The following is a 25,847-nucleotide window of genomic DNA, read 5'->3' as shown; positions in this document are numbered from 1 at the left end:
TCGTCGTAGGCTCGTGGTAATGAGCAATTCAGCGCAGGGGGGCGCGCAAGACACACCGGCCTCGGAGTCGCGCGCCGCCGACACCGATCGCATACAGGTGGCGCAGTTGCTCACCGACGCCGCCGCGCAAGGCCGGCTACCGATGAACGAGTACGAGGAGCGGCTGACCAAGGCCTACGCCGCAAAAACCTACGACGAGCTCGATCGGCTGCGCTCCGACCTGCCGGACTATCCGGTGGCTCCGCGCCGGGGTGCCTGCAAACCCGCGCCGTCCACCTTGCTGCTGGCCATCATGAGCGCGTTCGAACGCCGCGGCCGGTGGAACGTGCCCAAGAAGTTGACGACGTTCGCGCTGTGGGGCGGCGGCGTCATCGATCTCCGCTACGCCGACTTCACCTCTCCGGAAGTGGAGATCCACGCCTGCTCGATCATGGGCGGCCAGACGATCCTGCTGCCACCCGAAGTCAACGTCGAAATCGAGGGCCACGGCGTGATGGGGGGCTTCGATCACGACGTCAAGGGTGAGGGGACGCCGGGCGCACCGAAGGTGAAGATCAAGGGCTTTTCGCTGTGGGGCGGCGTGGGCATCAAGCGGAAGACCCGCAAGCCGCAGCGCTAACGGCGCCGCCGTCGCGACCGCAGATAGTCGCCGACCACCGCCGCCCCCAAGCCGTCGAGATCGGGGACAACCACCCGGCCCTCGACCCGTCGGGCAACCTGGTCGATGAACCGTGCCAACCCGGGATCGCTGCCGAGTCGGAAGATGGTGACCTGCGCGCCCAAGCGAGCCATGTCGTCGAACCCGCGCACGGTGTGCGCGATGGTCCGCGGATGCGGCGGGTAGTCAAAGAACACCGCCGTGCCGTCGCCGCCGAGGTCTTCCAGGTGCGCCGTCGGCTCGCCGTCGGTGACCACCAGCACCACCGGCTGGGCGTTGGGATGCCGTCGCAAATGCCGGCCGGCCAGCGCCAGCGCGTGATGCAGGTTGGTGCCCTGCTCGTAAACGCCTTCCAGTCCCATCAGCTCGGCAGGGGTCATCGTCCGCGCGTAACGGCCAAAGGCGATGATCTGCAACGCATCCGAGCGGAATCGGGTGCTGATCAAATGGTTGAGCGCCAGCGCCGTGCGCTTCATCGGCAGCCAGCGGTTCTCCATCACCATGGAAAACGAGGTATCCACCAGCAGGGCCACCGCAGCTTGTGTGCGCGTCTCGGTCTCGGACACCTCGACGTCGTCGACGGCGATCCGGATGGGGCCGTCGATCGTTCCGGTGCCCGCCTGCCGCAACACCGCATTGGTGAGCGTGCGGGTGACGTTCCACGGCTCGGTGTCCCCGAACTGCCACGGCCGCGTCGCCCCGGTCAGCTCGCCGGCCGCTCCGGCCCGGCGGTGGTCGCGCTCGCCGCGACGACCCGCAAGTTGTTGTGCCACATCGCGTAGCGCGGTCTCGCCGAGCCGTCGCATCGCTTTTGGCGACAGTCGCCATTGGCCGTCGGAACTGCGGTCCAGAAATCCCTGGTTGAGCAGTGCGCGTTCCAGCTCCGCCAAAGTTCGGGCGTCGATCGCCGCCTGGTCGCCGAGCTGGCGGGCCAGCGCGTCGAGGTCGACGTCATCCATCGTCGCGCCCGGATAGCTCTGCGAAAGCTGCTCGGCCAGCTGCTCGAGTTCGGCGATATCGGCCAGTGCCTGGGCGCCCTCCCCCATGCCCAGGGGGTTGTCTCCGGAGAACTCCGACGACCCCGTCCAGTCCTCGCCCGGACGAAGCATTTGCAGGTTGGCATCCAGCCGGGACAGCGCCTGCTGCAGCGCGGGAGATCCAAATGCCTGCTGCGCCAACGCTTCCAGCTCAGCCCGCTGGTCGGGGCTCAGACTGTTGAGGAACCGCTGGGCCGCTGCGGCCCGCCGGGCCAGCGAGTCGATGAGCTCTTCGACGTTGCTCGGGTTCTCCGGGAAGAACTCGCCGTGCTTGTCCATGAAGTCTTGAAAATCCTGCTGCGTGTCCTCGCCACGGGCGTGCTTGTCCAACAGGTCATTGAGGTCGTTGAGCATTTCACCGACGCGCTGGCGGTCCTCGTCGGTGGCGCCCTCCAACGCCTGCTTCATCCCGGCGAACCGCTGGTCGAGCATCTCGCGGCCGAGCAAATCCCTGATCTGCTCGTATTTTTCGCGAGCCTCACTGCTGCGCCAGTTGTACTCGGACAGCTCCTGGATGGCCTTGGCCGGCGATGGCGACAGCGCGTCGAGCTGCAGCTCCCCGAAGCGTGCGTCGTCGTCCAAGGCGCGGGCCAGTTCCTTGCGTTCGGCGAGCACGGCCTCGTCGAGCAGCTTCTTGATCTCCTGCAGCGTGCCGTCTAAGTTGTTGCGGCGCAACAACTCCCGCCGTCTCCGATTGGCCTCGGCGGCCAACCGGTCCGCCCCGGGCATGTTGCGAGTGCCCCGTCGCAGCAACTCCGAGAGCGCGCGGCGCGGCGAGGTGCCCGCCATGACGTCTTGACCGATCTGCTCGAGCGCCTCGCGCAGATCCACCGGCGGAGCCAGTGGGTCGGGCCCGCCGGTATACGCCGAGTACCGCGAGGAGTGCCCTCTAACCGGTTTAGCCATAGACCGTTTCGCCCTCCCCGGACACCTTGTCGATGCGCTTGGCCAAATACAAGGCCTCCAGCGCCAATTCGAGCGCTGCGGCGCGTTCACCCTCGGATTCAGCGCCGAGCCGTCTAGCGATCTGCTCGACGACCGGCAGATCCGGCAGTGCGGCCAGCACGTCCTTGGCCGACACCCGCTCGCCCGTCGTCACCGCGGAACCACCCTCGACCGCGGCCACCAACGAGCCGACATCAAGGCCGCCAAGCACTTTCGATGCGGTGTCGGCAGTGGCCCGGCGCAGCAGGTGCTCGAGCACCGCCTGCTCGCGACCCTCCTCGCCGGACTCGAACTCCAGCTTGCCGCGCAGCACGTCGATCACGGTGCCCAGATCGACCACCCGGGCCACCGGATCCGTCTCACCGAGCACCGCGCCGCGATGCCGGGCGGAGGCCGCCACGGTTTCGGCCGCCGCGATCGCGAATCGTGCCGAGACGCCGGAGCGCTGGTCCACCGACTGGGACTCGCGCAGGTAGCGGGCGAACCGGGCGATGACTTGGATAAGGTGGTCCGGCACCTGCGCGCTCAGATGCGCCTCCTGCAGGATGACGCCGACCTCGGCGTCGAGTTCCAGCGGGTAGTGGGTGCGGATCTCGGCGCCGAACCGGTCCTTGAGCGGGGTGATGATCCGGCCGCGGTTCGTGTAGTCCTCGGGGTTGGCGCTGGCGACCACCAGCACGTCCAGCGGTAACCGCAGCGTGTAGCCGCGGACCTGAATGTCGCGTTCCTCCATCACGTTGAGCATCGAGACCTGGATGCGCTCGGCCAGGTCGGGCAGCTCGTTGACCGCGACAATGCCGCGGTGCGCCCGCGGGATCAGCCCGTACGCGATGGTCTCCGGGTCGCCCAGGCTGCGGCCCTCGGCGACTTTGATCGGGTCGATGTCGCCGACCAGGTCGGCCACGCTGGTGTCCGGGGTGGCCAGCTTCTCGGTGTAGCGCTCGCTTCGGTGTTTCCACTCCACCGGCAGCTCGTCGCCCAGAGTGGCGGCGCGGCGGATCGACTCCGGGGTGATCGGCGAGTAGGGATGCTCGGGGAGCTCGGCGCCGGCGATCACCGGCGTCCACTCGTCGAGCAGACCGACCAGCGCCCGTAGCAGCCGGGTCTTGCCCTGGCCGCGTTCGCCGAGCAGGACGAAGTCATGACCTGCGATCAGGGCCCGCTCCAGCTGCGGGATCACGGTGTCGTCGAAGCCCAGGATCCCCGGCCAGACGTCGTCACCCTCGGCCAGCGCGGTGAGCAGGTTTTCCCGGATTTCTTGTTTGACTCCCCGCTCGCGGTGCCCGGCGGCGCGCAATTCGCCGACGGTGCGGGGCAGATGATTCGGTGCGGTCACCACTCCACGCTACGACTGCTCCGCGCGTGCACAAGCGAAGGGCGGGCAATCCGATCGATTGCCCGCCCCTTGGCCCTCGTCTACTGCTCGACGACAGTGGCCTGCTCGTCGCCCGGCTTCCAGGTGATCGTGCCGTGCTCGAACGTCGACTTCTTGCCGCCGTCGGGGGTGTCTACCTCGTCGCTGGTCGGGTAGCCGAGCTTGCCCTGCGAACCGCCCAGCTCGTTCCACTTGTCGCGGATCTTGCCCCACACCACGTAGGACTGCGTCTTGTGAACAATGACGCCGCCGTCGAACTGCTGGTAGACGCCGCCGTCCGGGTTCTTCTGCTCGTTACCTGTCGGCGCTCCCAGGTCTTTGCGGTCCTTCTCAGAAAGGGACTCGTACTTCGCGAGAATCGGGCCCTCGACGGTGTATTCCGTACCGTTGGCGCCGGCGATCTGCGTAGAACTCGGGGCGGCGCTCTCGGCCGTGGTAGATGGAGCCGCGGCAGCCGACGACGACACCGACGACGTCGCCGAACTCGTAGTTTCGCCCGCCTTTTCCTTCTTCTCGGCACATCCGACGCCCATCAACGCGATTACTGCAATCGCCGCGGAAATCGCCGCCGTTCGTTTCGTTATCGCGCGCATCTCGTCCTCTCGATTGAAAGGGCCCGCCATCTACGTGCCCAAGCGGGGATGGTATCGGGATCGGCGACGGCCCGGCGGAGAATCGGGCAGACGGCCAGCCAACCGCCCGCGTTTGCTCACGCGATGACCGATCCCTCGTCGAGTGTGGACTCAATGCACGCCGAGCTTGATGTCGCGTAGCACAGCCCCACACTCGGGCGCGCTACTAGTGCGCGAAATGCCGTGCACCGGTCAGATACAGCGTCACCCCGGCCTTGTCGGCCGCTGCGGTCACCTCGTCGTCGCGCACCGATCCGCCGGGATGCACGATCGCCGTCACACCCGCGGCGGCCAGCGTCTCCAAACCGTCCGGGAACGGGAAGAACGCGTCGGAGGCCGCGACCGCGCCGCGCACCCGCTCTGCGCCGCGTTCGACCGCCAGCCGTGCGGCGTCGACCCGGTTGACCTGGCCCATCCCGACCCCGATTGTCGCGCCGTCGGCGGCGATCACGATCGCGTTGGATTTGACCGCCCGGCACGCGCGCCACGCAAACACCAAGTCCGCCAACGTTTCCGGCGAGGCGGGCGATCCGGCCGCCAGTGTCCAGTTGGCCGGGTTGTCCCCCGGCGCGTCGAGCCGGTCACGCTGCTGCATCAACAGCCCGCCGCTGACCTGGCGTAGCTCGGTTACGCCGCTTAGCGGCGCTGGAGGATCAGCGGCCACCAGCACCCGGATGTTCTTCTTGCGCGCCAACACGTCGACGGCACCGGGCTCGTACGCCGGCGCCACGATCACCTCGGTGAAGATCGTGCTGACGTATTCGGCCATCTCGACGCTGACCTCGGTGTTGGCGGCGATCACACCCCCGAACGCGCTCAGCGGATCGCATTCGTGGGCTTTGCGATGCGCGTCGGCCACCGAGACGTTCGACACCGCGATCCCACACGGGTTGGCGTGCTTGATGATCGCCACGCACGTCTGCTCGTGGTCGAACGCCGCGCGCCATGCCGCGTCGGCGTCGGTGAAGTTGTTGTAGGACATGTCTTTTCCGTGCAGCTGCTCCGCCTGAGCAAGGCCAGGCCAGGCGGCGGGATCGTGAAAGAGCGCCGCTTGCTGGTGCGGGTTCTCGCCGTAGCGCAGCAGCGCCGAGCGCCGCCACGAGCCGGCGAACCACTCCGGAAACGCCGTCGCCGGCTGCTCGGGCGCCAGCGTGGAACCCATCCAGCCCGCGACCGCAATGTCGTACTCGGCGGTATGCCGAAACGCCAACGACGCCAACCGCTTCCGTTCCGCGAGGGTGAATCCGCCGTTGCGCACCGCGGCCAGTACGCCGTCATAGCCGTGCGGGTCGACGACCACCGCCACGCTGGGATGATTCTTGGCCGCCGCCCGGACCATCGACGGCCCGCCGATGTCGATCTGCTCGACGCACTCGTCGATACCCGCGCCGGAGTCCACCGTTTCGCTGAACGGATACAAGTTGACCACCACCAGCTCGAACGCGGCGATACCGAGCCGCTCGAGGGCCGCGGCGTGCTCGGGCTTACGCAGGTCGGCCAGCAGCCCGGCATGCACATGCGGATGCAGGGTCTTGACCCGGCCGTCGAGCACCTCGGGAAACCCGGTGACCTTCTCCACCGGTGTGACCGGGATGCCTTTGTCAGCAATGGTTTTCGCGGTCGACCCGGTCGAGACGATGTCGACGCCGGCCGCGTGCAGGCCGTCGGCGAGTTCCACCAGTCCGGACTTGTCGTAGACGCTGATCAGCGCTCGGCGGATCGGCCGTCTCCCGTCGTTGTTGCTCACCCGATGACCGCCTTTCGTCCCGTCCACGTCACGCCGCCGGTTACCACCGCGGCCACCACGTCCACCAACAGCCGCCGTTCCACGACCTTGATCCGCTCATGCAGCGTTGCTTCGTCGTCATCATCGAGCACCGGAACCGGTTGCTGCGCCAGGATCGGCCCGGTGTCGGTGCCGGCGTCGACCAGGTGCACCGTAGCGCCGGTGACCTTGACGCCGTATGCCAGCGCATCGGCCACCCCGCGCGCGCCGGGGAACGCCGGCAGCAGCGTCGGATGAGAGTTGACGATGCGCCCGGAGAAGCGAGAGAGGAATTGCGGCCCAAGGATTTTCATGAAGCCGGCCGAGACGATCAGATCGGGCGAATGTGCTGCGGTGGCTTCGGTGAGCGCAGCGTCCCAGGCGTCGCGGCCCGGGTAGTCGGCCAGCCGGGCAGTGAACGTCGGCAACGACGCGCCCGCGGCGATCTCGGCAGCGCGGCAGTCGCGGTCCACACCGACGGCAACCACGCGAGCCGGGTAGTCGCCGACGGCCGCGTCCAGCAGCGCCGCGAGCAGCGAACCCGTCCCCGACGCCAGGACCACCAGCCGTGCCGGCGCGCTTGGGGGCACATGGAGCGGTTGCTGCACAGGGCGAGCCTAATCGTCCTGCGGGGGCGGCTCGTCCGCGTCGTCCGCCGGCTCGACGACGGGCAGCTCCGGCTCGACGTCGGACTCAACCGCAGGTTCGGCGGCCGGCACCGGCTTGGGCCTGCGGCTGATCCCGCCGGCCATCGCCATCGTGACTGCGCCGATGACCGCGAACCACAGGAAAACCGCGATCCCGAAGGTGTCCTGGTCGACGCCGACCCCGCCGAAATTGCCCAGCTGTCCGCCGCCGGCGTAGCCCAGCAACGCCATTGTCAGCGCCGCCAGGACCGCCGCCACCAGCAGCTTGGCGGTCGCCGCAACCAGCGGCAGCGGGCGCCGCGCACATTGCTGCCCGACCGCTACGCCGGAGGATGCACCAACGATCAGCAGCGCTACCCACACGGGGCCCAGCGGCGGGCTGGGCGCCGCGGCCAGCACGGGAAGCGCCGGAATGTCGCCGCCGAACACCGTGAACGAGCTGAACGTCGCGAAGCCCAGATGGGCGCTGGACCCGACGGCGACAGCGGCCGTTCCGACGATGATGTTGGGCACGTACAACACCGACAGCACCGTCAGGCTGAACTGGCCGAAGATCGAGTCGGTGATCGCGTAGAGCTCGTGCATGGTGCCCCAGTGCACGACCAGGGAGCCGGCCGCCACCACACCCGAGAGCCCGAGCAGCGCCAAGACGCCCGCCGTCGCGGCCCGCAGTGAATCGCCGAGCCAGTCGGGCAGCGGTGACGCCGCCAACGCCCGGCGTCCCACCCGCGAGCCCACGCCGATTGCCGCCCCGAGGCCATGGACCACCAGTACAGAAAGAAAAGCCCGCAGCGCGCTGGGGGTCTGCAACTCGGTGATCACCGATGCGGCGTCGTGGATGACCGCCAGCGAGATCGCGGCGATCAACAGCGGCCCGCCCAACGCGGAGGCCACCACCCATCGGATCACGAACCAGGACGCGGTGGCGGTGGTGGCCTGCGCCGTGGTGCGCGCGGTCCCCCACACCATCAGCAGCACCGGCAGCAGCGGCATCACACCCAGTTCACGGCCGCCGATCGAGATCGGCACCTGATGCACGCCGAGCCACATGCTGGCGATGGCGCCCAGCGCGCCGGTCATGTCGCTGTTGGCAATCAGCAACTGCAGCAGCGTCACCGCGGCGATGACGACCACCGCCACCACCGCCGGCCCGAAGGCCACCCGCAGCAGGTCTCGGGCCTGACGCGCGCCCGGCGCCCGGCTGTCCTCCACCCGCGTCACGCTTCGCGCACGTCGACGACTAGGCGCGGGAACGCCCGGTTAGGACTGTGACTGACCCGACGACGGCGACTGCGGCTGTTGACCCTGGCCGTAGGACTGCTGGGCCTGCCCGCCGTGGTTGCCGGAGCTGGCCTGGCCTGCGCCCTGGCCGCCCGAACCGCCCGACTGCGGCTGGCCGAAGCTCGGGAAACCGGTGGGCGGGGTGGGCGGGCCCTGCTGCGAGCCTTGCTGCCCGCTCTGCTGCGGCCCGGTCTGGGAGGCCTGCTGCTGCGGCCCGGTCTGCTGGCCGACCGCGCTGAAGCCGCCGGTGGACGGCGACGACGGGTAGCCGCCGTACTGCGACCCGTAGCCGGAGTGCTGGGGTGACTGCTGCGGGCTGTGCTGCTGGTAGGGACCCTGCTGGCCGTAGTAGCTGCCGGGCTGGCCGCCGTACTGCCCGTAGTGCCCGAACTGGTCGTATTTGGGCCGCGGCGCCGGCGGAGTGATGACGCCCGCGTCCAGCAACAGCGCGGCCACGGCGGCAATGGCCTGCAGCACTGCACAGGCCAGTACGAACCACAGCGCCCAGCCGATCGAGAAGCCGCTTGGCTTCCCGAGGGCCTCCTTGATCACCGTCAGCACCCCGAACACTGCGATCGCGGCGACCACCGCCGAGTAGTTCTTGGCCTTGGGCAGCAGGCCGACCGCCGCCAGCAGCCCGGCGAGCAGGGCGGCGATCACGCCGATGCCGACGTCCCCGCCGGTGATGTCGCCGACCGGGCCCATGTCCGAGCTGACGGTGTACATCGGCCCGAAACTCGCCAGATAACTCGCCAGGCCGAGCGCCACCACGGCGACGGTCAGGTAGAGCCCCAAATTGCTTGCGCCCTCTTCGGATTTCGCGAACGACGGTGTGGAGGCTCCATAGGAACCTTGCGACTGTGCGGGCGGATATCCGGGGCTGCCGGGCGAGTAGGTCATCACTTCTCCTGTGCTTCGGTGTGCCGTTGCTGTACTCCCAGGCGCCGCTCCCGCGACGCTACGTCGGACCGCTCGATGAACGCCATGGCGGCGAGCGCGGGCGTTGCGACGCGATTCGACCATCCACGCTAGCGCACCTCGGATTACCCGCGACGCGGCAGTCGGTGTGTCATCGCGCCCCCGCGCTTGCCCGCCAGATTGGAACACGTTCTAATTCAGGGATGGATTACGGGCTTGTGCTGTTCACCAGCGATCGCGGCATCACCCCGGCGGCGGCGGCCGGCCTCGCCGAAAAGCATGGATTCCGCACGTTCTACGTGCCCGAACACACGCATATCCCGGTCAAGCGCGAGGCCGCGCACCCGACGACGGGCGACTCGTCGTTGCCCGACGACCGCTACATGCGCACGTTGGACCCCTGGGTCAGTCTGGGCGCGGCGTGCGCGGTCACCTCGCGGGTTCGGCTGTCCACGGCGGTGGCTCTGCCGGTCGAACATGATCCGATCACGCTGGCCAAATCGATTGCCACGCTCGATCATCTGTCCGGCGGCCGAGTGAGTCTGGGCGTGGGATTCGGTTGGAACACCGACGAACTCGCCGATCACGGCGTGCCACCCGGCCGGCGCCGCACGATGCTGCGCGAATACCTCGAGGCGATGCGAGCGCTGTGGACGCAGGAGGAAGCCTCCTACGACGGCGAGTTCGTCAAATTCGGGCCGAGCTGGGCCTGGCCCAAGCCCGTGCAGTCGCACATCCCGGTGCTGGTCGGGGCCGCGGGCACCGAGAAGAACTTCAAGTGGATTGCGCGCAGCGCCGACGGCTGGATCACCACGCCGCGCGACTTCGAGATCGACGAGCCGGTGAAGTTGCTGCAGGACACCTGGGCGGCAGCCGGCCGCGACGGGACGCCGCAGATCGTCGCGCTGGACTTCAAACCGGATGCCGAGAAGTTGGCCCGGTGGGCAGAACTGGGCGTGACCGAGGTGTTGTTCGGCCTGCCCGACCGTTCGGACGACGAGGTGGCCGCCTACGTGGAACGGCTGGCGGGCAAGCTGGCCACCTTCGTGTGACGAGCAGACGCAGAATCGCACGAATCCGCCCCGCGGAGTGCGATTCTGCGTCTGCTCGGCCTACAGACTGCAGCGGTTGCCGTAGTCGAACGAGCGCACCGCAACCGACTGCCCAAGCGGATCCCCGTCGGTCAGCAGCGCGATCAGGTCGTCGTCCTCGGTAGTGGCCAAAAACCGGCTGTTGTCGGCGTCGAGCCGGCCGATGATGATCCCGGTCAGCCGGCCGTTGTCCCGCCGCACGGTGTAGGTCTCGACGGTGCCGGGCCCCTCGGCGTGCTCGGTCACCGCAACTGTGGGCCACTCCTCGACGTCCGCCTGCAACTGCGCGCTGCGATCCGGTTTCCATTCCACCGGCGTGGTCGAGTAGATGCCGACCGAGTACTTGCTCATGATCCCGCCGTTGGCGCCGACGAGCCCGAATTCGCCTGGGCGGCTACGCATCGCAGCGACGGTCTCGGCGACGCCGTGCATCGAGTAGTTGTTGCCGGCGCCGCCGAAGAACGGCAGACCGCCGGTCAGCGTCAGCCCGCGCGGGTCGTCCGTCGCGATGCCCATGCCGTCGCAGATGTTGAACACCGGAACCGGGAAGCAACTGTACAGGTCGAACGTGGCGACGTCGTCGACACCAATTCCGGCGACGCGCAACGCTTCACGCACCGCCATCACCGCCGACGGCGCGTGACCCAGATCAGGCCGATCCAGCAGACTCTGCTCGGCCATGTCGGCGTGGCCGTGTAAGTACACCCAATTGTCTTCCGGCACACCAAGTTCGCGTGCTGCCTCGACCGACATCAGTAGCGCCGCCGCAGCCTGGTTCACCTGGTCGCGCGCCACCAGCAGCCGGGGGTACGGGTCGGAGATCATCCGGTTGCTCTCGGTGACCGTGATCAATTCCTCGACGCTGCGCTGCACCGGCGCGGCGGCGAACGGGTTGTCGGCGGCCACCTTGCTGAACGGCGCGAACAACTCCCCCATGCGGCGCAGATACTCGGCCGGCCCCAGACCGGTCCCGGCGCGCCGGGCATTCTCCAGCAGCGCGTACTGCGTCGGGGCGTCGACCAGGCCGTGAATCACGGTATAGCGGCTGATCAGCCCCTCCAGGCCGTGCCCGCGGTCTTCCAGCGAGCCCTCGACCGTCTCGGAGAAGTCCGGCTTGTTGTCCGCGTTGGCGAAGTACCGGGTGGTCGACGTCGCATCCGACCCGAAGATCAGCGCGACCTCCGAGCGGCCGGCCGCGATCTCGCCGGCCAGCTCGGTGATCAGATGCTGCGGGCCCTGGCCCCCGACGATCTCCAGGATCGCCCGGGCCGGGTCGGCATCGATCCGGTTGGCCACCGACCGCGGGTAGTTGTTCGACTTACCCAGCACCGCCTGCGCCGGCCCGGAGATCTCGAACTGCCGCACGCCCGCAACGGTGTCGATCGCGGCGGCCACCTTGGCTGCGTCGGCGCCGCAGTCTTCGAGCGCAGCTCGGGCGCCCGCTGTGGCCAGCTCGACGGCCGACATACCCCGGTAGTACGCGTCGTCGATCCGCTCGGCGGCCTGGCCGACCCCGACGACGACCGGGGTACGGGGGTCGATGGCGCCGCTCCTCCTCATCGCTTCGCTCTGCATCGTCGCCGGCGCGGGTGCACGATCACAGGCTTTGCAGAATCTTTCGCGCCAGTGCCGCGGTCTCCGACGGGGTCTTGCCGACCTTGACGCCGGCCGCCTCGAGGGCTTCCTTCTTGGCGGCCGCGGTGCCCGACGAGCCGGACACGATCGCGCCTGCGTGGCCCATCGTCTTGCCCTCGGGCGCGGTGAATCCGGCGACGTAGCCGACCACCGGCTTGGAGACGTTGGCCTTGATGTAGTCGGCCGCGCGTTCTTCGGCGTCGCCGCCGATCTCGCCGATCATCACGATGACCTTGGTGTCCGGGTCCTTCTCGAACGCCTCGATGGCGTCGATGTGGGTGGTGCCGATCACCGGGTCGCCGCCGATCCCGATCGCGGTGGAGAAGCCGAAGTCACGCAGCTCGAACATCATTTGGTAGGTCAGCGTGCCCGACTTGGACACCAGACCGATCGGGCCGGTGCCGGTGATGTTGGCCGGGGTGATGCCGACCAGCGACTGACCGGGCGTGATGATGCCCGGACAGTTCGGCCCGATGATCCGGGTCTTGTTGGCCTTGCTGACGTTGTAGGCCCACGCATATGCGGTGTCCTGCACCGGGATTCCCTCGGTGATGACCACCAGCAGCGGAATCTCCGCGTCGATGGCCTCGATGATGGCGTCCTTAGCGAATTTCGGCGGAACGAAGATGATCGACACGTCGGCGCCGGTCTCCTTCATGGCCTCGGCGACGCTGCCGAACACCGGCAGCTTGATCATCCGGCCGCCCTTGTCCTCGTGCGTGACCGTCGTGCCCGCTTTGCGGGCGTTGACGCCGCCGACGATCTGGGTGCCGGCCTTGAGCATCCGGGCGGTGTGCACGGTGGCCTCGCTGCCGGTGATGCCCTGGACGATGACCTTGTTGTCTTTGTTCAGAAAGATAGCCATATCTACGCGTCCTTCCCGGCGCTCGCCAGCTCGGCGGCCTTATCGGCGGCCTCGTCCATCGTGTCCACCAGCGTCACCAACGGATGATTGGCCTCGGCCAGGATCCGCCGGCCCTCCTCGACGTTGTTGCCGTCCAGCCGGACAACCAGTGGCTTGTTGGCCTCGTCGCCGAGCATCTTCAGCGCGGACACGATCCCGTTGGCCACCGCGTCGCACGCGGTGATGCCACCGAAGACGTTGACGAACACGCTCTTGACCTGCTCATCACCCAGGATGACGTCGAGCCCGGCCGCCATCACCTCGGCGGAGGCGCCGCCGCCGATGTCCAAGAAGTTGGCCGGCTTCACACCGCCGTGCTTTTCGCCGGCGTACGCGGCGACGTCCAACGTCGACATCACCAGCCCGGCGCCGTTACCGATGATCCCAATCTGGCCGTCCAGCTTGACGTAGTTGAGGTCGTGCTCTTTGGCCTTGAGCTCCAGCGGGTCGGTGGCGTCGCGATCCTCGAACTCCGCGTGGCCGGGCTGCCGGAAGGCGGCATTGCCGTCGAGCGTCACCTTGCCGTCAAGCGCCAGGATCTGGTCGTCCGGCGTGCGCACCAGCGGGTTGACCTCGACCAGGGTGGCGTCCTCGGCGACGAAGAGCTCCCAGAGCTTCTGGATCGTCACCGCCGCGGCGTCGAGCACCTCGGCAGGCAAGTGGCCCTGCTCGGCGATCGAGCGGGCGAACGCCAGGTCGACTCCCTTGACCGCGTCGACGGGAACCTTGGCCAGCCGGTCGGGCTTGGTCGCGGCGACCTCTTCAATTTCCATGCCGCCCTCCACCGAGCACATCGCCAGGTAGGTGCGGTTGGCCCGGTCGAGCAGGAAGGAGATGTAGTACTCCTCGGCGATATCGCTGGCCTCCGACACCAGCAGCTTCTTGACGACGTGGCCTTTGATGTCGAGGCCGAGGATGTTGCCCGCGTGGGTGTAGGCGTCGTCGGGGGTGGCCGCGTACTTCACGCCCCCGGCCTTGCCGCGGCCACCGGTCTTGACCTGTGCCTTGACCATCACCGGGCGGCCGATCTCCTCGGCGATCGCCTTGGCGCCGTCGGCGCTGTCGGTCACCCGTCCGGGCGTGGTGGGCACGTTGTGCTTGGCGAACAACTCCTTCGCCTGATACTCGAAGAGATCCATGGGCTCACTGTCTACTGAGGTCGGCCTGATGAGGTAGCGGCTGGGTTCCGGGCAAGGCCCTGAACCGCGCCCCGGGGGAACTGTATCGACCCGTAGTCATGGCACCGTCGTCGCATCCGCTGTTGTGGCGCAGGTCACCGCGGGTGGATGCCGTACGCTGTGCCGAGCACGGACCCGACACCGCGCGAGTGATGCGGATCACATTATCGAGCTGGATTCCCGTCATGCCTTGCGAGGTCCCTACCTCTGTGGTTAACGTCTCAGGGTCCAGATAACGTTATGGTTACGACGCGAGGGACATCCAGGTTGGCCCAGCACCGTTCTGCCCGGTCTCCTGTTGCTGGAGACTCTCGTGGATCGCTCGACCGCTGGTCAGACCGCGACCGCAACGAGGTCACCGACATCATCCCCTTCAATGAATTCGGCAACCTCGATGACCTGGACTTCAGTGACAACAACGTCTTCGGAAGCGCAGCCTCCGTCCTGCAGGCGCCCGAGCTCGACGACCTGCACTACACGGACGACCTGACCCCGCTGCGCCTGGCCAGCCCCAGCGAGCACCCACCCGAACTCCGCACCGCGCGGACCAGCTCGTACCGCTTTGAACTGCACGGCCGTACCAATAACGCCGACGCGCCTTGGCGCCGCCCGCAACACCGCAGGCAACTCAGTGGCGCGGCGCGCGGGCGGATGCTGATCACCGCTATGGCCGCCGGCGCTGCCGCCGCGGCGGCGCATTCGGCCACGCACCCCTCCGACGACTCCAAGGCCGAAACGGTGCTGGCCGCCGACGCGTCGACAGCCAGCGGGGGCCCGATCACCACGTCGCCGCGCGGCATGCAGATGGTCACCGTGAAACCGGCCGCCAATGTCGCAGTGCACAACGCCGAACTCGCCCACGCCGTCGCGTTTGCCGAAGAGCGCGCCCAGCGCGAGGCGCGGCTGCAGCAGCCGCTGTTCGTGATGCCGACCAAGGGCATATTCACGTCGAATTTCGGGTACCGCTGGGGTGTGCTGCACGCCGGTATCGACATCGCGAACTCGATCGGGACTCCGATCCTCGCGGTGTCAGACGGGGTCGTCATCGACGCCGGCCCGACCGCCGGCTACGGGATGTGGGTCAAGCTGCGCCACGCGGACGGCACGGTCACGCTGTACGGGCACGTCAACACGACGACGGTCAGCGTCGGCCAGCGCGTGATGGCGGGCGACCAGATTGCCACGATGGGCAACCGCGGCAATTCCACCGGTCCGCACCTGCATTTCGAGGTGTTGCTGGGCGGCACAAACCGGATAGACCCGGTGCCGTGGCTGGCCAAGCGGGGCCTGAGTGTCGGAAGCTTCGCCGGTTGACCGGTTACCGGGTCGACCGATTCCGCGCCTGGCGATAATCCGCCCATCAACTACCATCCGGTCCTGTCAGCGGCGGCGGCGCTGCCAGCTCTTTCGAGAACGCGACAGGAAGGCCTGAGGTGTCGACATCACACGACGAAGCGCCGCGGACCCGCATCATCCGCCGAGCACCGACCACGCCGCTCCCCGCAATCGCGGACGACGCCCGCACCACCCACATTCCGCGCCAACCGCCCGCCCGCGGCGGGTACCCCGCTCAGCGCCCCGCGCTGCCCGAAGCGAGCAACACCACCGCCGTGGCCGCGTCCGCCGTCAGCATCGTCAGCGGGTGGGCGACCTCGGTGGTGGCCACCGATTTGATCGCCGGCTGGTGGCAGTCCGACCGGCTGTTCTGCGTCGCGGTCGGGTTTCTCGCGCTGGTGTTTGCGCTGGCCACGGTCTCCGGTGTGATCCTGCTGCTGCTGCGACGGGGACTTGGCCGCTATCTGATCGTCGCCGGCGCCGCGGTCGCGGTGCTTACCTACCTCGGCGTGTTCATCGCGGGCGCACGGGTGGCCTGGATCGTGCACTTCCTGCCCCTGCTCCCCGTTGCCAGCGCGGTCTTGGCGCTGCACCCGCAAACGAAGCGCTGGGTGCCGGAGTAGCCCGAGAAGACGCGAGACTACAGCTTGGTGAGCGGCGCGTGGTTGTGCATCAGCTTGACCCGCCCCGAACTGCCGAAGTCGATCAGCGACATCGCCGATTCCCCGACGCCGGAGACCTCCTCGACTCGGCCCAGCCCGTACTTGTCATGAGAGACCCGGTCGCCGGGCTCAAGCACCAGCAGCGGCCGGTTGCTCTTCGACACCCGGGCCGGTGACGGGCGCGACGGCCCGAACCGGCCGGCGCCGCTTACCGGCGCACTGAACGACGGGGTGGGGTCGGTCCGCCGCCAGTCGATGAGCTCCTGCGGAATCTCCTGCAGGAAGCGCGACTCGGGGTTGAGCATCGGCTGGCCCCACGACGAGCGGACCTTGGCCCGGCTGACGTAAAGGCGCTGCCGGGCCCGGGTGATCCCGACGTAGGCCAGTCGCCGTTCCTCGGAGAGCTCGGTGGGATCGCCCAATGCCCGCATGTGCGGGAACATTCCGTCCTCCCACCCGGTGACGAACACCACCGGAAACTCCAGCCCTTTCGCCGTGTGCAATGTCATCAGCGTCACCACGCCGGCGTTGTGCTCGGGGATTTCGTCGGCGTCGGCGACCAGCGACACCCGCTCCAAGAACTGCGCCAGCACGCTGGTGTCGGGCACGTCTTCGTCGTCGGAGACGTCCTCGAGCGCGGCGGCGTTGGCCATGTCGGTGGCGAATTCGTGTGCGACAGAAACGAGTTCGTTCAGGTTGTCCAGCCGTGCCAAATCCTGTGGATCGCTGGAGGATTCCAGCTCCGCGCGATAGCCGGTGCGGTTCAGTACCGCCTCGACCAGTTCGCCCAGATCGCCGTCGAGCCGGCCGCGCAGTTCGTCGAGCATCTCCACGAAGCCCGAAATAGCCTTCACCGAGCGGGAATTCAGCATCGGCACTTTGCCCGCAGCGGCGCCGTCGAGTGCGTCGGCGAAGCTGGCACCGGTGTTCTCGGCGTACACCGCCACGCAGGCTTCCGCGCGATCACCGATTCCGCGTCGCGGGGTGTTGAGGATGCGCCGCAGACTCACCGCATCGCCCGGGTTGTCCAGCACCCGCAGATAGGCCACGATGTCGCGGATTTCCTTGCGCTCGTAAAACCGAACGCCCCCAACGACTTTGTACGGGATGCCGGCCCGGATGAATACCTCTTCCAGCGAGCGCGACGAGTTGTTGGTGCGGTAGAAGACCGCCACGTCGTTGTAGGTGATCTCACCGCGCTGGGTCAGCGCCTCGATCTCTTCGGCGACGAACCGCGCCTCGTCGTGCTCGTTGTCGGCGACGTAGCCGACGATCAGCTCACCCTCGCCCGCATCGGTCCACAGCCGCTTCTCCCGGCGGCCGGAGTTGCGCGAGATCACCGAGTTGGCCGCCGACAAGATGTTCTGCGTGGAGCGGTAGTTCTGCTCCAGCAGGATCGTGGTGGCGTCGGGGTAGTCGCGTTCGAAATCCTCGATGTTGCGGATGGTCGCGCCGCGGAAGGCGTAGATCGACTGATCGGCGTCGCCGACGACGCACAACTCGGCCGGCGCCACACCGTCCTCGGTGTGATGCCCGACGAGCTCGCGCACCAGCACGTATTGCGCGTGGTTGGTGTCCTGGTATTCGTCGACCAGGATGTGGCGGAATCGCCGTCGGTAATGCTGGGCGATCTGCGGGAAAGCCTGCAGCACCGCGACGGTCTCGCCGATCAGGTCGTCGAAATCCAGCGCGTTGGCCGCCCGCAGCCGGTGCTGGTATTCGGAGTAGACGGCGGCGACGGTGCGGGCGAGATCGTCGGAGTCGTCCGAGAGTGCCGACGTTGCCTGTTGCGGGTCGATCAGCTCGTTTTTCAGGTTGGAGATGGCGTTGGCCAGCAGCCGCGGCGAATACCGCTTGATGTCCAGGCCCATGTCCTTGCCGATCATCTGCAGCAGCCGCCGCGAATCGTCGGCGTCGTAGATCGAGAAGTTGGAGTTGAGGCCGGGAATCAACGCGGCCTGGTTGCGCAGGATCCGCACGCAGGTCGAGTGGAACGTCGACACCCACATCGAGCGTGCTCGGGGACCGACCAGCTGAACCACCCGCTCGCGCATCTCGGCGGCCGCCTTGTTGGTGAACGTGATCGCCAGAATCTGGCCCGCACCCACGTCGCGGGCGGCCATCAGGTACGCAATCCGCCGGGTCAGCACCGCCGTCTTGCCCGAGCCGGCACCCGCGACGATCAGCAGCGGCGAGCCCTCGTGCAGCACCGCTTGACGCTGCTGAGGGTTGAGGCCGTCGAGCAACTGGTCTGCGCCGGCGTCGGTCACGTGCATCGTCATGTCGTTCCAAACTTACCGCCGCTCGACGACATCTTTTGCGCTGGCGCAGGCCCGAGTGGCAGACTCAGACACGTGCTCGACAAGCAGCATCGATTTTTCTACGGGTACCGGTCCGCGGTGCCCGTGGCTTAGCTGCTTTCCTTCAGCCCCGAGGTCCGCATCCGGATTCGGGGCTCGTCTGTTGTGTGAGGCCGGAATACGGATGAGGCCAAAACCCACCAGCGGCAAGAATGCGGAGTCACAATAAATGACGATGGAAACGGAACAGCTTCCCGATATCGACGAGCTGCGCCAGGAAATTGACCGGCTCGACGCTGAGATACTTGCTGCGGTCAAACGCCGCACCGAGGTATCCCAGGCAATCGGCAAGGTCCGGATGGCCAACGGGGGCACCCGGCTGGTACACAGCCGCGAGATGAAGGTCATCGAGCGCTACAGCGAGCTCGGCCCCGACGGCAAGGACCTCGCAATGCTGCTACTGCGCATGGGCAGGGGCCGGCTCGGGCATTAGGGATATGGTGCCGACCCACTGCGCCCGGCTTCGCTGCGCTGGCGATCGCCACTAGCCAGGCGGCGCGCCGCCGCAGAGTATGCGTCCAGGGTTTTCGAGTGTGCGCTGAAAGGTTTCGAGCGTGCGCTGATGGCGGGATCTTGGCGATTTTTCCGCCCTGTATCCACAGTGGATGGCCGACGCCGCCCTGACTGCGCACTCGAAGCACAGAGGGGGCGACCGAGCGGCCCGACGTGTCGGGTGTGGCTAGGGTCGGAAGTATGACTGCCGTTCGTCAGATCTCCGACATCACAGCCGCCCCGGCATGGAACGCCCTGTCCAAGCATCACGACCAAATCAAAAACACCCATCTGCGTCAGTTCTTCGCCGATGACCCTGACCGCGGCCGCGAGTTGACCCTCACCGTCGGTGACCTCTACATCGACTACAGCAAGCACCGCATCACCCGCGAGACGCTCAAGCTGCTGGTCGACCTGGCCCGCGCGGCGCACCTCGAGGAGCGGCGCGACGAGATGTTCGCCGGCAAGCACATCAACACCTCGGAGGACCGCGCAGTGCTGCACACCGCGCTGCGCCTGCCGCGCGACGCCAAGCTGGTCGTCGACGGGCAGAACGTCGTCGAGGACGTCCACAAGGTGCTGGACGCGATGGGCGATTTCACCGACCGGCTGCGCAGCGGCGAGTGGACCGGCGCGACCGGCAAGCGCATCAGCACCGTCGTCAACATCGGCATCGGCGGGTCGGACCTCGGACCGGTGATGGTGTACCAGGCGCTGCGGCACTATGCCGACGCCGGCATTTCGGCGCGGTTCGTGTCCAATGTCGACCCGGCGGACCTAGTGGCGACGCTGGCCGATTTAGACCCGGCCACAACGCTTTTCATTGTCGCTTCCAAGACGTTCTCCACACTGGAAACGCTGACCAATGCCACCGCGGCGCGGCGCTGGCTGACCGAGGCGCTCGGTGACGACGCGGTGGCCAAGCATTTCGTCGCGGTCTCCACCAACAAAGAGCGGGTCGCGGATTTCGGCATCGACACCGCCAACATGTTCGGCTTCTGGGACTGGGTCGGCGGGCGCTATTCAGTCGACTCGGCGATCGGGCTGTCGGTGATGGCCGCCATCGGACGCGAGCGATTTGCCGAGTTCCTGTCCGGATTCCATATCGTCGACGAGCATTTCAAGACCGCGCCGCTGGAGTCCAACGCACCGGCGCTGCTCGGGCTGATCGAGCTGTGGTACTCCAACTTCTTCGACGCCCAATCGCGGGCCGTTTTGCCGTATTCCAACGACCTGGCCCGGTTCGCGGCCTATCTGCAGCAGCTCACCATGGAATCCAACGGCAAGTCGACCCGCGCCGACGGCACACCGGTCGTCACCGACACCGGCGAAATCTATTGGGGCGAACCGGGAACCAACGGCCAGCACGCCTTCTACCAGTTGCTGCATCAGGGCACCCGGTTGGTGCCGGCCGACTTCATCGGGTTTTCCCAACCGCTCGACGACTTGCCCGACGCCGACGGCACCGGCAGCATGCACGACCTGTTGATGAGCAACTTCTTCGCCCAGACCCAGGTGCTGGCGTTCGGCAAAACGGCCGAGGAGATCGCCGCCGAGGGCACGTCGAAAGACGTGGTGCCGCACAAGGTTATGCCCGGCAACCGGCCGACGACGTCGATTCTGGCGACCCGGCTCACCCCGTCGGTGCTGGGTCAGCTGATCGCGCTCTACGAACACCAGGTTTTCACCGAAGGCGTGGTGTGGGGCATCGACTCGTTCGACCAGTGGGGTGTGGAGCTGGGCAAGACCCAGGCCAAGGCGCTGCTGCCGGTGATTTCCGGGGACCAGTCGCCTGACAAACAGTCGGACAGCTCCACCGACGCGCTGGTGCGCCGCTACCGCACCGAAAGAGGCCGCACGGCCTGACATTTCGTCACGGTGTCGGCACCACGAGCTCGGAGCCGAATCGCCGCACAAAAGTGCGCAAGCGTTCGACTGTCGCCGTTTGCGGATCGCTGAGGTGCAGCTGCAGCAGTTCGCGGCCGGCGGCATGCAGGACCCGAGCCGTGTATTCGGGATCGTGCAGATGGGGATTGACGCGCAACAGTTCCCGTACAAAGAACTCCAGCACGACGGCCTGAGCTTGGGCCAGCCGGGCATACAGCTCCGGCGGTGCGCCCTGGGGCGGGAACAAAAACAGCCGCCACGTTGCCGGGTGGGCGTCGACGGCGGCCAGCACGCCGTCGAACGCGAGGACCAGCGACTCATCCGCGGCCGCGGCGTCCAATTCCGAGATCGCATCGGCGAACTGCGCGCCGGCCCGCGCCGCCTCCCGGTCGATCAGCGCGACGAACAGGCCCGCCGGGTCGCCGAACAGCTGATAGATCAACGACCGATTGATACCGGCCTGACGGGCGATGCGGTTCGGTGTCGCCGCATGAAACCCTTCGGCATCGACGATCGCGTGTGTGACGTCGAGGATCTGTTCACGGCGCGCTTCGGCGGACATGCGCCGCTTCGGATTCGCTGCAGGCACACTTGACAGCATAACTAACAATTAGTGAGTATTACTCACTAATTGTTAGTTAGCCGGAGGTTGCGATGGTCACGTACTACCCCGAACTCGCGGAACGCGTCCGAAGCCAGCGCGAGTTGCTGCCCGACCTCTACGGGGACTTCGACTTCGACCGGCAGCCCGACCGCCTTGCCGTCGAGCCCGACGTCGACTCGGCCCTGCCGCGCTGGGTCGCCGACCGCGCGCCGATCCTGGAAGACGACCGCGTCCTCGAATTGATCAGCACGGCAACCATGCTCGGCGACGTCGTCGCCGATCCCTATGCGGCCCTGATGAATACGTACAGCGTCGCGCAGCTGATCGACATGCTCAAGCGGGCCTGCCGAGAGGGTATCGACGCGGTGGCCGACGCGCCCGCCGAGCTCGTCTCGTTCATCGCCGCGATGGAGGCCACCCCGGAGTGGATCGACTTCGACCTGGTCCGCGAAGGCGCCCGCCAAGAGCGGATTCCCGCGGCGCTGCTGGCGCCCTTTATCACGCGCGGAGCCTTCATCGCCACCTTCACCAACACCTACGCCGCGCTGCCGATGGCCCTGACCGGCGCGTTGTCGGGCAAGCGGGCAGCGCGGCGGGTCAACGAGACGGCAAGCTTCTTCGCCGTCACCACCCTGCCTGGTGCGCTGGACCGTTACGGGCCCGGCTTCGAAGCCGCCGCCATGGTCCGGTTGATGCACTCGATGGTCCGCTACAACGCACTCAAGAAGTCCGGCAAGTGGGATAAAGCCGTCTACGGCATGCCGATCCCGCAGGTCGACCAGATGCCCGCCGGAATGATCGGCCAGTATCTGTTGGCCCGCCGGACGCGTCAGCAGGGCCGGGCGAAGTTCACCAAAGAAGAGCGCGCCGTGGTCGAATTCGCCAGGTATCGCTGCTTTTTGCTCGGCCTGCCGCCGGAACTGCTGCCCTCCGAGCCCGCCGACATCATGCACGTCATGCACGCGCGCTCGGCGCTGCTGCGTGACGGATTCGACGACATCTGCCGCGAACTCGTGCGCGGCACGATGGCGGCCTATCTGCGACCCGGCACCAGCCTGTTCGACCGTTGCGCCGAGGCGGTCGAGAAGAGCTTTTCCAAACTCACCTTCGTCCGCACGTTCTGCGGTGGCGATCGCGAAGTCGCCGAGGCGATGGGCGTTTCACTGGGGCCGACGGACCTCGTGCGCGTCGCCCTCACCACGCCCTTCATCATCGGACGTTTCACCGCCGTTCAGCAGGCCAGCCGCATGCCCGTGCTGCGGGACATCACCGACGCCTACGTCATCGGGCTCCTCAAGCTCCGGCTGGCGACGTACGGCAAGCCCGAATTCACCACCGACGCAGCGCATTACACGCCGGTCGCACACTGACCCGCTCGCGCAAGGTCCTACGCGAAGTACTTGGTCAGCCCGATCGGCAACACCCGCAGCACCTGGACCAGCGGCGCCCACGGCCAGGCCGGCACAACCGCGCGGCCGGTTTCGCGTTCGATCGCCGCAACCATCGCCCGCACCCCGGTCTCGTTGTCCACCATGAGCATGGTGCTCGCCGATTTAGCGGTCATCTCCGACTCGATGTAGCCCGGCTCCAGCACGGTGACCCTGATCGGGCCCTTCGCGTATTCGGCGCGCAGCGACTCCCCCAGCGACGACACGCCGGCCTTGCTGGCGGCATAGGCGGCCTTGACGCCCGGCACACCCTTGTTGCCGAGCACCGACGAGATCAGCACCAGATGCCCCGAACCGGCCTGCTTGAACATCTCCAGTGCGGTCTCGATCTGCACCAGCGCGGCCACCAGGTTGGTCTCGATGGTCGCCTTGTTGGCCCACAACTTGCCCGAACCCAGCGGCGCGCCCTTGCCGATGCCGGCGTTGACGATGATCCGATCGATCCCGCCGAGCGCGTCGGAAAGCTCGCCGAACACCTTGGGCACCTGCTCGTGGTCGTTGACGTCCAGCGCAGCAACCGCCACCGTGATGTTCGGATAACGTTGGGACAGTTCGGCTTTGAGTTCGTCGAGGCGCTCGGTGCGACGGGCGCACAAGGCAAGGTCGCGGCCCTTGGCGGCGAACGCACGGGCCATTCCGGCGCCCAGGCCCGAGCTCGCGCCGGTGATGAGGATTTTCTGACGAGTCACGGCGGCAGCCTAACGTGTGTCCGGTGAACGTCGACTTGTCGGGCCAGATCGCTGGACAGCGACCCAACAACTCGACGCTCGACAGCTATTTCAGCAGGCGCGACATCCGCCGGTCGGCCAGGACCTTGCCGCCGGTCTGGCAGGTCGGGCAGTACTGGAACGACTTGTCGGCGAACGACACTTCCCGCACGGTGTCGCCGCACACCGGACACGGCAACCCGGTTCGGGCGTGAACCCTTAAGCCCGAACGCTTCTCGCCCTTCAACGTCGCCGCCTGCTGTCCGACCGAACGGTTCACGGCGTCGGTGAGCACCGTGATCATCGCATCGTGCAGTGCGGCCAGCTGTGCGTCGGAGAGTTTGCCGGCGGTGGCGAACGGCGAGATCTTCGCGACGTGCAGGATCTCGTCGCTGTAGGCGTTGCCGATCCCGGCGATCACCTTCTGGTCGGTGATGACGGTCTTGATCCGGCCGCTCTGCCCGGCCAGCAGCCCGGCCAACTCGTCACGAGTGACCTGCAGCGCGTCTGGTCCGAGCGCGGCGATGCCGGGGACCTTCACAGGGTCGTCGACCAGCCACACCGCCAGCCGCTTCTGGGTACCGGCCTCGGTGAGGTCGAAGCCCGGCGCCTGCCCGGGAGTGCCTAGGTGAACGCGCAGCGCGATCGGCCCCTTTCCCGGCCGGAGCGGCGCGGCGGCCAGGGTGTCGGACCAGCGCAACCAGCCGGCCCGGGACAGGTGAGCGATCAAGAACAGCTCGCCGGCCCGCAGCCCCAGGTATTTGCCCCACCGCTCGGCCCCGGTGACAGCCGAGCCGTGCAGCGCGGTGATCGGCGGGTCGAAGGTCTTGAGCACCGAGAACGCGACCACGTCGACCCGCCCAATCGTCAGGCCGGCGGCGTGGCGGCGCAGATGGTCGGCGAGCGCTTGGACTTCCGGCAGTTCGGGCATGGCTCCAGTCTGCCGGTCAGCGATGCCGCCGCACGTCACGAGCGACCAACGACAGCACCCAGCTGACGATCGACAACACGATGGCGGCCCAGATCGCCGTCCACCAGAAGTGGTCGATGTGCAGGCCCCAGTGGGTGGTGTGCCGGGTGATCCAGGCGGTGATCCACAACATCAACGCGTTGACGACGATGTGGAACAGGCCGAGCGTGAGGATATAAAGCGGAATCGACAGAAGCTGCACGATCGGTTTGATGAACGCGTTCACCAGGCCGAAGATCACGGCGACGACGAAGATGATGCCGGCCCGCTGCAGCCTGGTGTCGCCGCCGATGAAGCTGATGCCAGGCACGATCAGCGTGACCATCCACAACGCGAACCCGGTCAACGCGGCGCGGACCACAAAAGCGGCCATGGCCAAAACCTACTCCGCCGATCGCAACAAATAGGTGTCCATGATCCAGCCGTGCCGGGCGCGCGCGTGGGCGCGCAGCGACGCGATCCGCTCCCCCACCTCGCCCACGGTGCCGGCCACCAGCAGTTCGTCGCCGGTACCGAGGTAAGCGCCCCACCAGATCCGGGTGTCGGGAGGGCATTCGCGAAACGAGCAGTCGCCGTCGAGCATGACCACCGCCGAGCCGGACAGTCCGTGTGCCCGCAGCTGCCGGCCGGTGGTGATCAGGACGGGTTCGCCGACGTCGTTCAACGGAATCCGGTGCCTCGCCGTCAGCGCCTGCACGGCAGTGATGCCGGGGATGACGTCGTAGCTGATGTCGACCTCGGCGGCGACGGAGTCGAGGATGCGCAGGGTGCTGTCGTAGAGCGACGGGTCACCCCAGGCCAAGAATGCGCCGACGCCGCCCGGACCGAGTTCGGCGGCAATGGCGGACGCCCACAGCCGGGCGCGGGCGGCGTGCCAGTCCGACACCGCCGCCCGGTAGTCGCCGTCCGCCGTGCGCGGCGGGTCGGGCAGCTCGACGAACCGGTAGCCCGGCTCGCGGATGAAGCGTGCACAGATCTGGCGGCGCAGTGCCACCAAATCGCTCTTCTGCGAGCCCTTGTCCATAGCGAAGAACACCTGGGTGTCGTTGAGCGCGTCGATCGCTTGGACGGTCACATAACCCGGATCGCCGGCGCCGATACCGATGACGTGGATGTGCCGACTACTCATTGCCGGCACAGCCTATGCGGGTTATGGCTTACTCGCCCAGGGTCCAGCCGTCGTCGCCTCTAGGCGAGACCTGAGGTACCCGGTACCATGGGTATTGACATCTTGCCCGCATCCTTCCTACCGTCTGCAACAGGCGAGAAGGGACGTCAACGACGACACGCGCCGGCCACGATGGAGAGCCGGAAGC

23 protein-coding genes and 1 pseudogene are annotated in these 25,847 nt (G+C 67.4%); 7 read left to right on the top strand and 17 right to left on the bottom strand.

The window, feature by feature from the left end:
* Positions 1 to 19 precede the first annotated feature (19 nt).
* A complete protein-coding gene (locus AWB95_RS14265) occupies positions 20 to 619 on the top strand; it encodes a DUF1707 SHOCT-like domain-containing protein (protein ID WP_085168332.1) in 600 nt (199 codons plus the stop codon).
* Here the strand turns inward: AWB95_RS14265 and AWB95_RS14260 are convergent.
* The 7 genes from AWB95_RS14260 to AWB95_RS14230 all read right to left on the bottom strand — a co-directional run bounded on the left by AWB95_RS14260 (position 616) and on the right by AWB95_RS14230 (position 9,240).
* Positions 616 to 2,601 carry a vWA domain-containing protein gene (locus AWB95_RS14260; RefSeq protein ID WP_062541113.1) on the bottom strand — a complete coding sequence of 662 codons (1,986 nt, stop codon included), beginning with the start codon at positions 2,599 to 2,601 and terminating at the stop codon, positions 616 to 618. The genes AWB95_RS14265 and AWB95_RS14260 overlap by 4 nt on opposite strands.
* The gene (locus AWB95_RS14255) at positions 2,594 to 3,979 is read right to left on the bottom strand and encodes a magnesium chelatase ATPase subunit I (protein ID WP_062541112.1); all 1,386 of its coding nucleotides are present in this window, start codon (positions 3,977 to 3,979) and stop codon (positions 2,594 to 2,596) included. Before AWB95_RS14255 ends, AWB95_RS14260 begins: the two co-directional genes overlap by 8 nt.
* A 77-nt stretch (positions 3,980 to 4,056) precedes the next feature.
* Positions 4,057 to 4,608, bottom strand: coding sequence for an LGFP repeat-containing protein (locus tag AWB95_RS14250; RefSeq protein ID WP_062541111.1), 552 nt, complete (start codon positions 4,606 to 4,608; stop codon positions 4,057 to 4,059).
* Between the two features lie 205 nt (positions 4,609 to 4,813).
* On the bottom strand, positions 4,814 to 6,394 hold the full coding sequence (purH, locus tag AWB95_RS14245) for a bifunctional phosphoribosylaminoimidazolecarboxamide formyltransferase/IMP cyclohydrolase (protein WP_062541110.1): 1,581 nt from the start codon (positions 6,392 to 6,394) through the stop codon (positions 4,814 to 4,816).
* Complete coding sequence (purN, locus tag AWB95_RS14240) at positions 6,391 to 7,020, bottom strand: phosphoribosylglycinamide formyltransferase (RefSeq protein WP_085168331.1); 630 nt, start codon at positions 7,018 to 7,020, stop codon at positions 6,391 to 6,393. Before purN ends, purH begins: the two co-directional genes overlap by 4 nt.
* Positions 7,021 to 7,029: 9 nt before the next feature.
* Complete coding sequence (locus AWB95_RS14235) at positions 7,030 to 8,271, bottom strand: cell division protein PerM (protein ID WP_373280812.1); 1,242 nt, start codon at positions 8,269 to 8,271, stop codon at positions 7,030 to 7,032.
* Positions 8,272 to 8,319: 48 nt separating this feature from the next.
* On the bottom strand, positions 8,320 to 9,240 hold the full coding sequence (locus AWB95_RS14230; protein ID WP_085168330.1) for a DUF5336 domain-containing protein: 921 nt from the start codon (positions 9,238 to 9,240) through the stop codon (positions 8,320 to 8,322).
* A 221-nt stretch (positions 9,241 to 9,461) separates the two neighbouring features.
* Between AWB95_RS14230 and AWB95_RS14225 the strand changes: the two genes are divergently transcribed.
* Positions 9,462 to 10,310, top strand: a complete 849-nt coding sequence (locus tag AWB95_RS14225; protein ID WP_062540626.1) for an LLM class F420-dependent oxidoreductase — start codon at positions 9,462 to 9,464, stop codon at positions 10,308 to 10,310.
* 60 nt (positions 10,311 to 10,370) lie between these two features.
* Here the strand turns inward: AWB95_RS14225 and AWB95_RS14220 are convergent, their stop codons facing one another.
* The 3 genes from AWB95_RS14220 to sucC are packed head-to-tail and all read right to left on the bottom strand — an operon-like array spanning position 10,371 to position 14,027.
* Positions 10,371 to 11,909: an acetyl-CoA acetyltransferase gene (locus AWB95_RS14220; protein WP_062540629.1), complete on the bottom strand. Its 1,539-nt coding sequence runs from the start codon at positions 11,907 to 11,909 to the stop codon at positions 10,371 to 10,373.
* Positions 11,910 to 11,946: 37 nt separating this feature from the next.
* Positions 11,947 to 12,849 carry a succinate--CoA ligase subunit alpha gene (gene sucD, locus AWB95_RS14215; RefSeq protein WP_062540627.1) on the bottom strand — a complete coding sequence of 301 codons (903 nt, stop codon included), beginning with the start codon at positions 12,847 to 12,849 and terminating at the stop codon, positions 11,947 to 11,949.
* 2 nt (positions 12,850 to 12,851) lie between these two features.
* A complete protein-coding gene (gene sucC / locus AWB95_RS14210) occupies positions 12,852 to 14,027 on the bottom strand; it encodes an ADP-forming succinate--CoA ligase subunit beta (protein WP_062540628.1) in 1,176 nt (391 codons plus the stop codon).
* A gap of 306 nt (positions 14,028 to 14,333) precedes the next feature.
* Between sucC and AWB95_RS14205 the strand changes: the two genes are divergently transcribed.
* Both AWB95_RS14205 and AWB95_RS14200 read left to right on the top strand, forming a co-directional pair.
* Positions 14,334 to 15,380 carry a M23 family metallopeptidase gene (locus AWB95_RS14205; RefSeq protein ID WP_238600902.1) on the top strand — a complete coding sequence of 349 codons (1,047 nt, stop codon included), beginning with the start codon at positions 14,334 to 14,336 and terminating at the stop codon, positions 15,378 to 15,380.
* A 119-nt stretch (positions 15,381 to 15,499) separates the two neighbouring features.
* Complete coding sequence (locus AWB95_RS14200) at positions 15,500 to 16,024, top strand: hypothetical protein (RefSeq protein ID WP_232315590.1); 525 nt, start codon at positions 15,500 to 15,502, stop codon at positions 16,022 to 16,024.
* A gap of 17 nt (positions 16,025 to 16,041) precedes the next feature.
* Here the strand turns inward: AWB95_RS14200 and pcrA are convergent, their stop codons facing one another.
* Positions 16,042 to 18,345 carry a DNA helicase PcrA gene (gene pcrA, locus AWB95_RS14195; RefSeq protein ID WP_062539236.1) on the bottom strand — a complete coding sequence of 768 codons (2,304 nt, stop codon included), beginning with the start codon at positions 18,343 to 18,345 and terminating at the stop codon, positions 16,042 to 16,044.
* Between the two features lie 247 nt (positions 18,346 to 18,592).
* Between pcrA and AWB95_RS14185 the strand changes: the two genes are divergently transcribed.
* Entirely contained in the window at positions 18,593 to 18,856 is a 264-nt protein-coding gene (locus AWB95_RS14185; RefSeq protein ID WP_062539235.1) for a chorismate mutase, read from the top strand.
* A 260-nt stretch (positions 18,857 to 19,116) separates the two neighbouring features.
* Complete coding sequence (gene pgi, locus AWB95_RS14180) at positions 19,117 to 20,781, top strand: glucose-6-phosphate isomerase (protein ID WP_062539234.1); 1,665 nt, start codon at positions 19,117 to 19,119, stop codon at positions 20,779 to 20,781.
* A gap of 7 nt (positions 20,782 to 20,788) precedes the next feature.
* Here the strand turns inward: pgi and AWB95_RS14175 are convergent, their stop codons facing one another.
* The gene (locus AWB95_RS14175) at positions 20,789 to 21,364 is read right to left on the bottom strand and encodes a TetR/AcrR family transcriptional regulator (RefSeq protein ID WP_062539233.1); all 576 of its coding nucleotides are present in this window, start codon (positions 21,362 to 21,364) and stop codon (positions 20,789 to 20,791) included.
* A gap of 92 nt (positions 21,365 to 21,456) precedes the next feature.
* Here AWB95_RS14175 and AWB95_RS14170 point away from each other — a divergent pair, with 92 nt between their 5' ends.
* Positions 21,457 to 22,776: an oxygenase MpaB family protein gene (locus AWB95_RS14170; RefSeq protein WP_062539232.1), complete on the top strand. Its 1,320-nt coding sequence runs from the start codon at positions 21,457 to 21,459 to the stop codon at positions 22,774 to 22,776.
* Between the two features lie 17 nt (positions 22,777 to 22,793).
* Here AWB95_RS14170 and AWB95_RS14165 read toward each other — a convergent pair whose 3' ends face one another.
* The 5 genes and pseudogenes from AWB95_RS14165 to cobF all read right to left on the bottom strand — a co-directional run bounded on the left by AWB95_RS14165 (position 22,794) and on the right by cobF (position 25,660).
* Complete coding sequence (locus AWB95_RS14165) at positions 22,794 to 23,543, bottom strand: SDR family oxidoreductase (RefSeq protein WP_062539231.1); 750 nt, start codon at positions 23,541 to 23,543, stop codon at positions 22,794 to 22,796.
* A gap of 85 nt (positions 23,544 to 23,628) precedes the next feature.
* The gene (locus AWB95_RS23780) at positions 23,629 to 24,102 is read right to left on the bottom strand and encodes a zinc finger domain-containing protein (protein WP_232315597.1); all 474 of its coding nucleotides are present in this window, start codon (positions 24,100 to 24,102) and stop codon (positions 23,629 to 23,631) included.
* 147 nt (positions 24,103 to 24,249) lie between these two features.
* Positions 24,250 to 24,492: pseudogene (locus AWB95_RS23775) on the bottom strand (DNA-formamidopyrimidine glycosylase family protein); the annotation flags it as partial.
* 16 nt (positions 24,493 to 24,508) lie between these two features.
* The gene (locus tag AWB95_RS14155; protein WP_062539230.1) at positions 24,509 to 24,904 is read right to left on the bottom strand and encodes a phage holin family protein; all 396 of its coding nucleotides are present in this window, start codon (positions 24,902 to 24,904) and stop codon (positions 24,509 to 24,511) included.
* 9 nt (positions 24,905 to 24,913) lie between these two features.
* Positions 24,914 to 25,660, bottom strand: coding sequence for a precorrin-6A synthase (deacetylating) (gene cobF, locus AWB95_RS14150; protein WP_085168328.1), 747 nt, complete (start codon positions 25,658 to 25,660; stop codon positions 24,914 to 24,916).
* Positions 25,661 to 25,847: the final 187 nt, after the last annotated feature.

This window comes from Mycobacterium celatum (assembly GCF_002101595.1).
In the GTDB taxonomy this organism is placed as follows: Bacteria; Actinomycetota; Actinomycetes; order Mycobacteriales; family Mycobacteriaceae; genus Mycobacterium; species Mycobacterium celatum.
This window is presented reverse-complemented; position numbering and strand designations above follow the sequence as displayed.

Coding starts and splice junctions, on each gene's coding strand:
- AWB95_RS14265 (WP_085168332.1), top strand. CDS start 20: ATGAGCAATTCAGCGCAGGGGGGCGCGCAAGACACACCGGCCTCGGAG.
- AWB95_RS14260 (WP_062541113.1), bottom strand. CDS start 2,601: ATGGCTAAACCGGTTAGAGGGCACTCCTCGCGGTACTCGGCGTATACC.
- AWB95_RS14250 (WP_062541111.1), bottom strand. CDS start 4,608: ATGCGCGCGATAACGAAACGAACGGCGGCGATTTCCGCGGCGATTGCA.
- AWB95_RS14230 (WP_085168330.1), bottom strand. CDS start 9,240: ATGACCTACTCGCCCGGCAGCCCCGGATATCCGCCCGCACAGTCGCAA.
- AWB95_RS14225 (WP_062540626.1), top strand. CDS start 9,462: ATGGATTACGGGCTTGTGCTGTTCACCAGCGATCGCGGCATCACCCCG.
- AWB95_RS14220 (WP_062540629.1), bottom strand. CDS start 11,909: ATGAGGAGGAGCGGCGCCATCGACCCCCGTACCCCGGTCGTCGTCGGG.
- sucD (WP_062540627.1), bottom strand. CDS start 12,849: ATGGCTATCTTTCTGAACAAAGACAACAAGGTCATCGTCCAGGGCATC.
- sucC (WP_062540628.1), bottom strand. CDS start 14,027: ATGGATCTCTTCGAGTATCAGGCGAAGGAGTTGTTCGCCAAGCACAAC.
- pcrA (WP_062539236.1), bottom strand. CDS start 18,345: ATGACGATGCACGTGACCGACGCCGGCGCAGACCAGTTGCTCGACGGC.
- AWB95_RS14185 (WP_062539235.1), top strand. CDS start 18,593: ATGACGATGGAAACGGAACAGCTTCCCGATATCGACGAGCTGCGCCAG.
- pgi (WP_062539234.1), top strand. CDS start 19,117: ATGACTGCCGTTCGTCAGATCTCCGACATCACAGCCGCCCCGGCATGG.
- AWB95_RS14175 (WP_062539233.1), bottom strand. CDS start 21,364: ATGTCCGCCGAAGCGCGCCGTGAACAGATCCTCGACGTCACACACGCG.
- AWB95_RS14170 (WP_062539232.1), top strand. CDS start 21,457: ATGGTCACGTACTACCCCGAACTCGCGGAACGCGTCCGAAGCCAGCGC.
- AWB95_RS14155 (WP_062539230.1), bottom strand. CDS start 24,904: ATGGCCGCTTTTGTGGTCCGCGCCGCGTTGACCGGGTTCGCGTTGTGG.
- cobF (WP_085168328.1), bottom strand. CDS start 25,660: ATGAGTAGTCGGCACATCCACGTCATCGGTATCGGCGCCGGCGATCCG.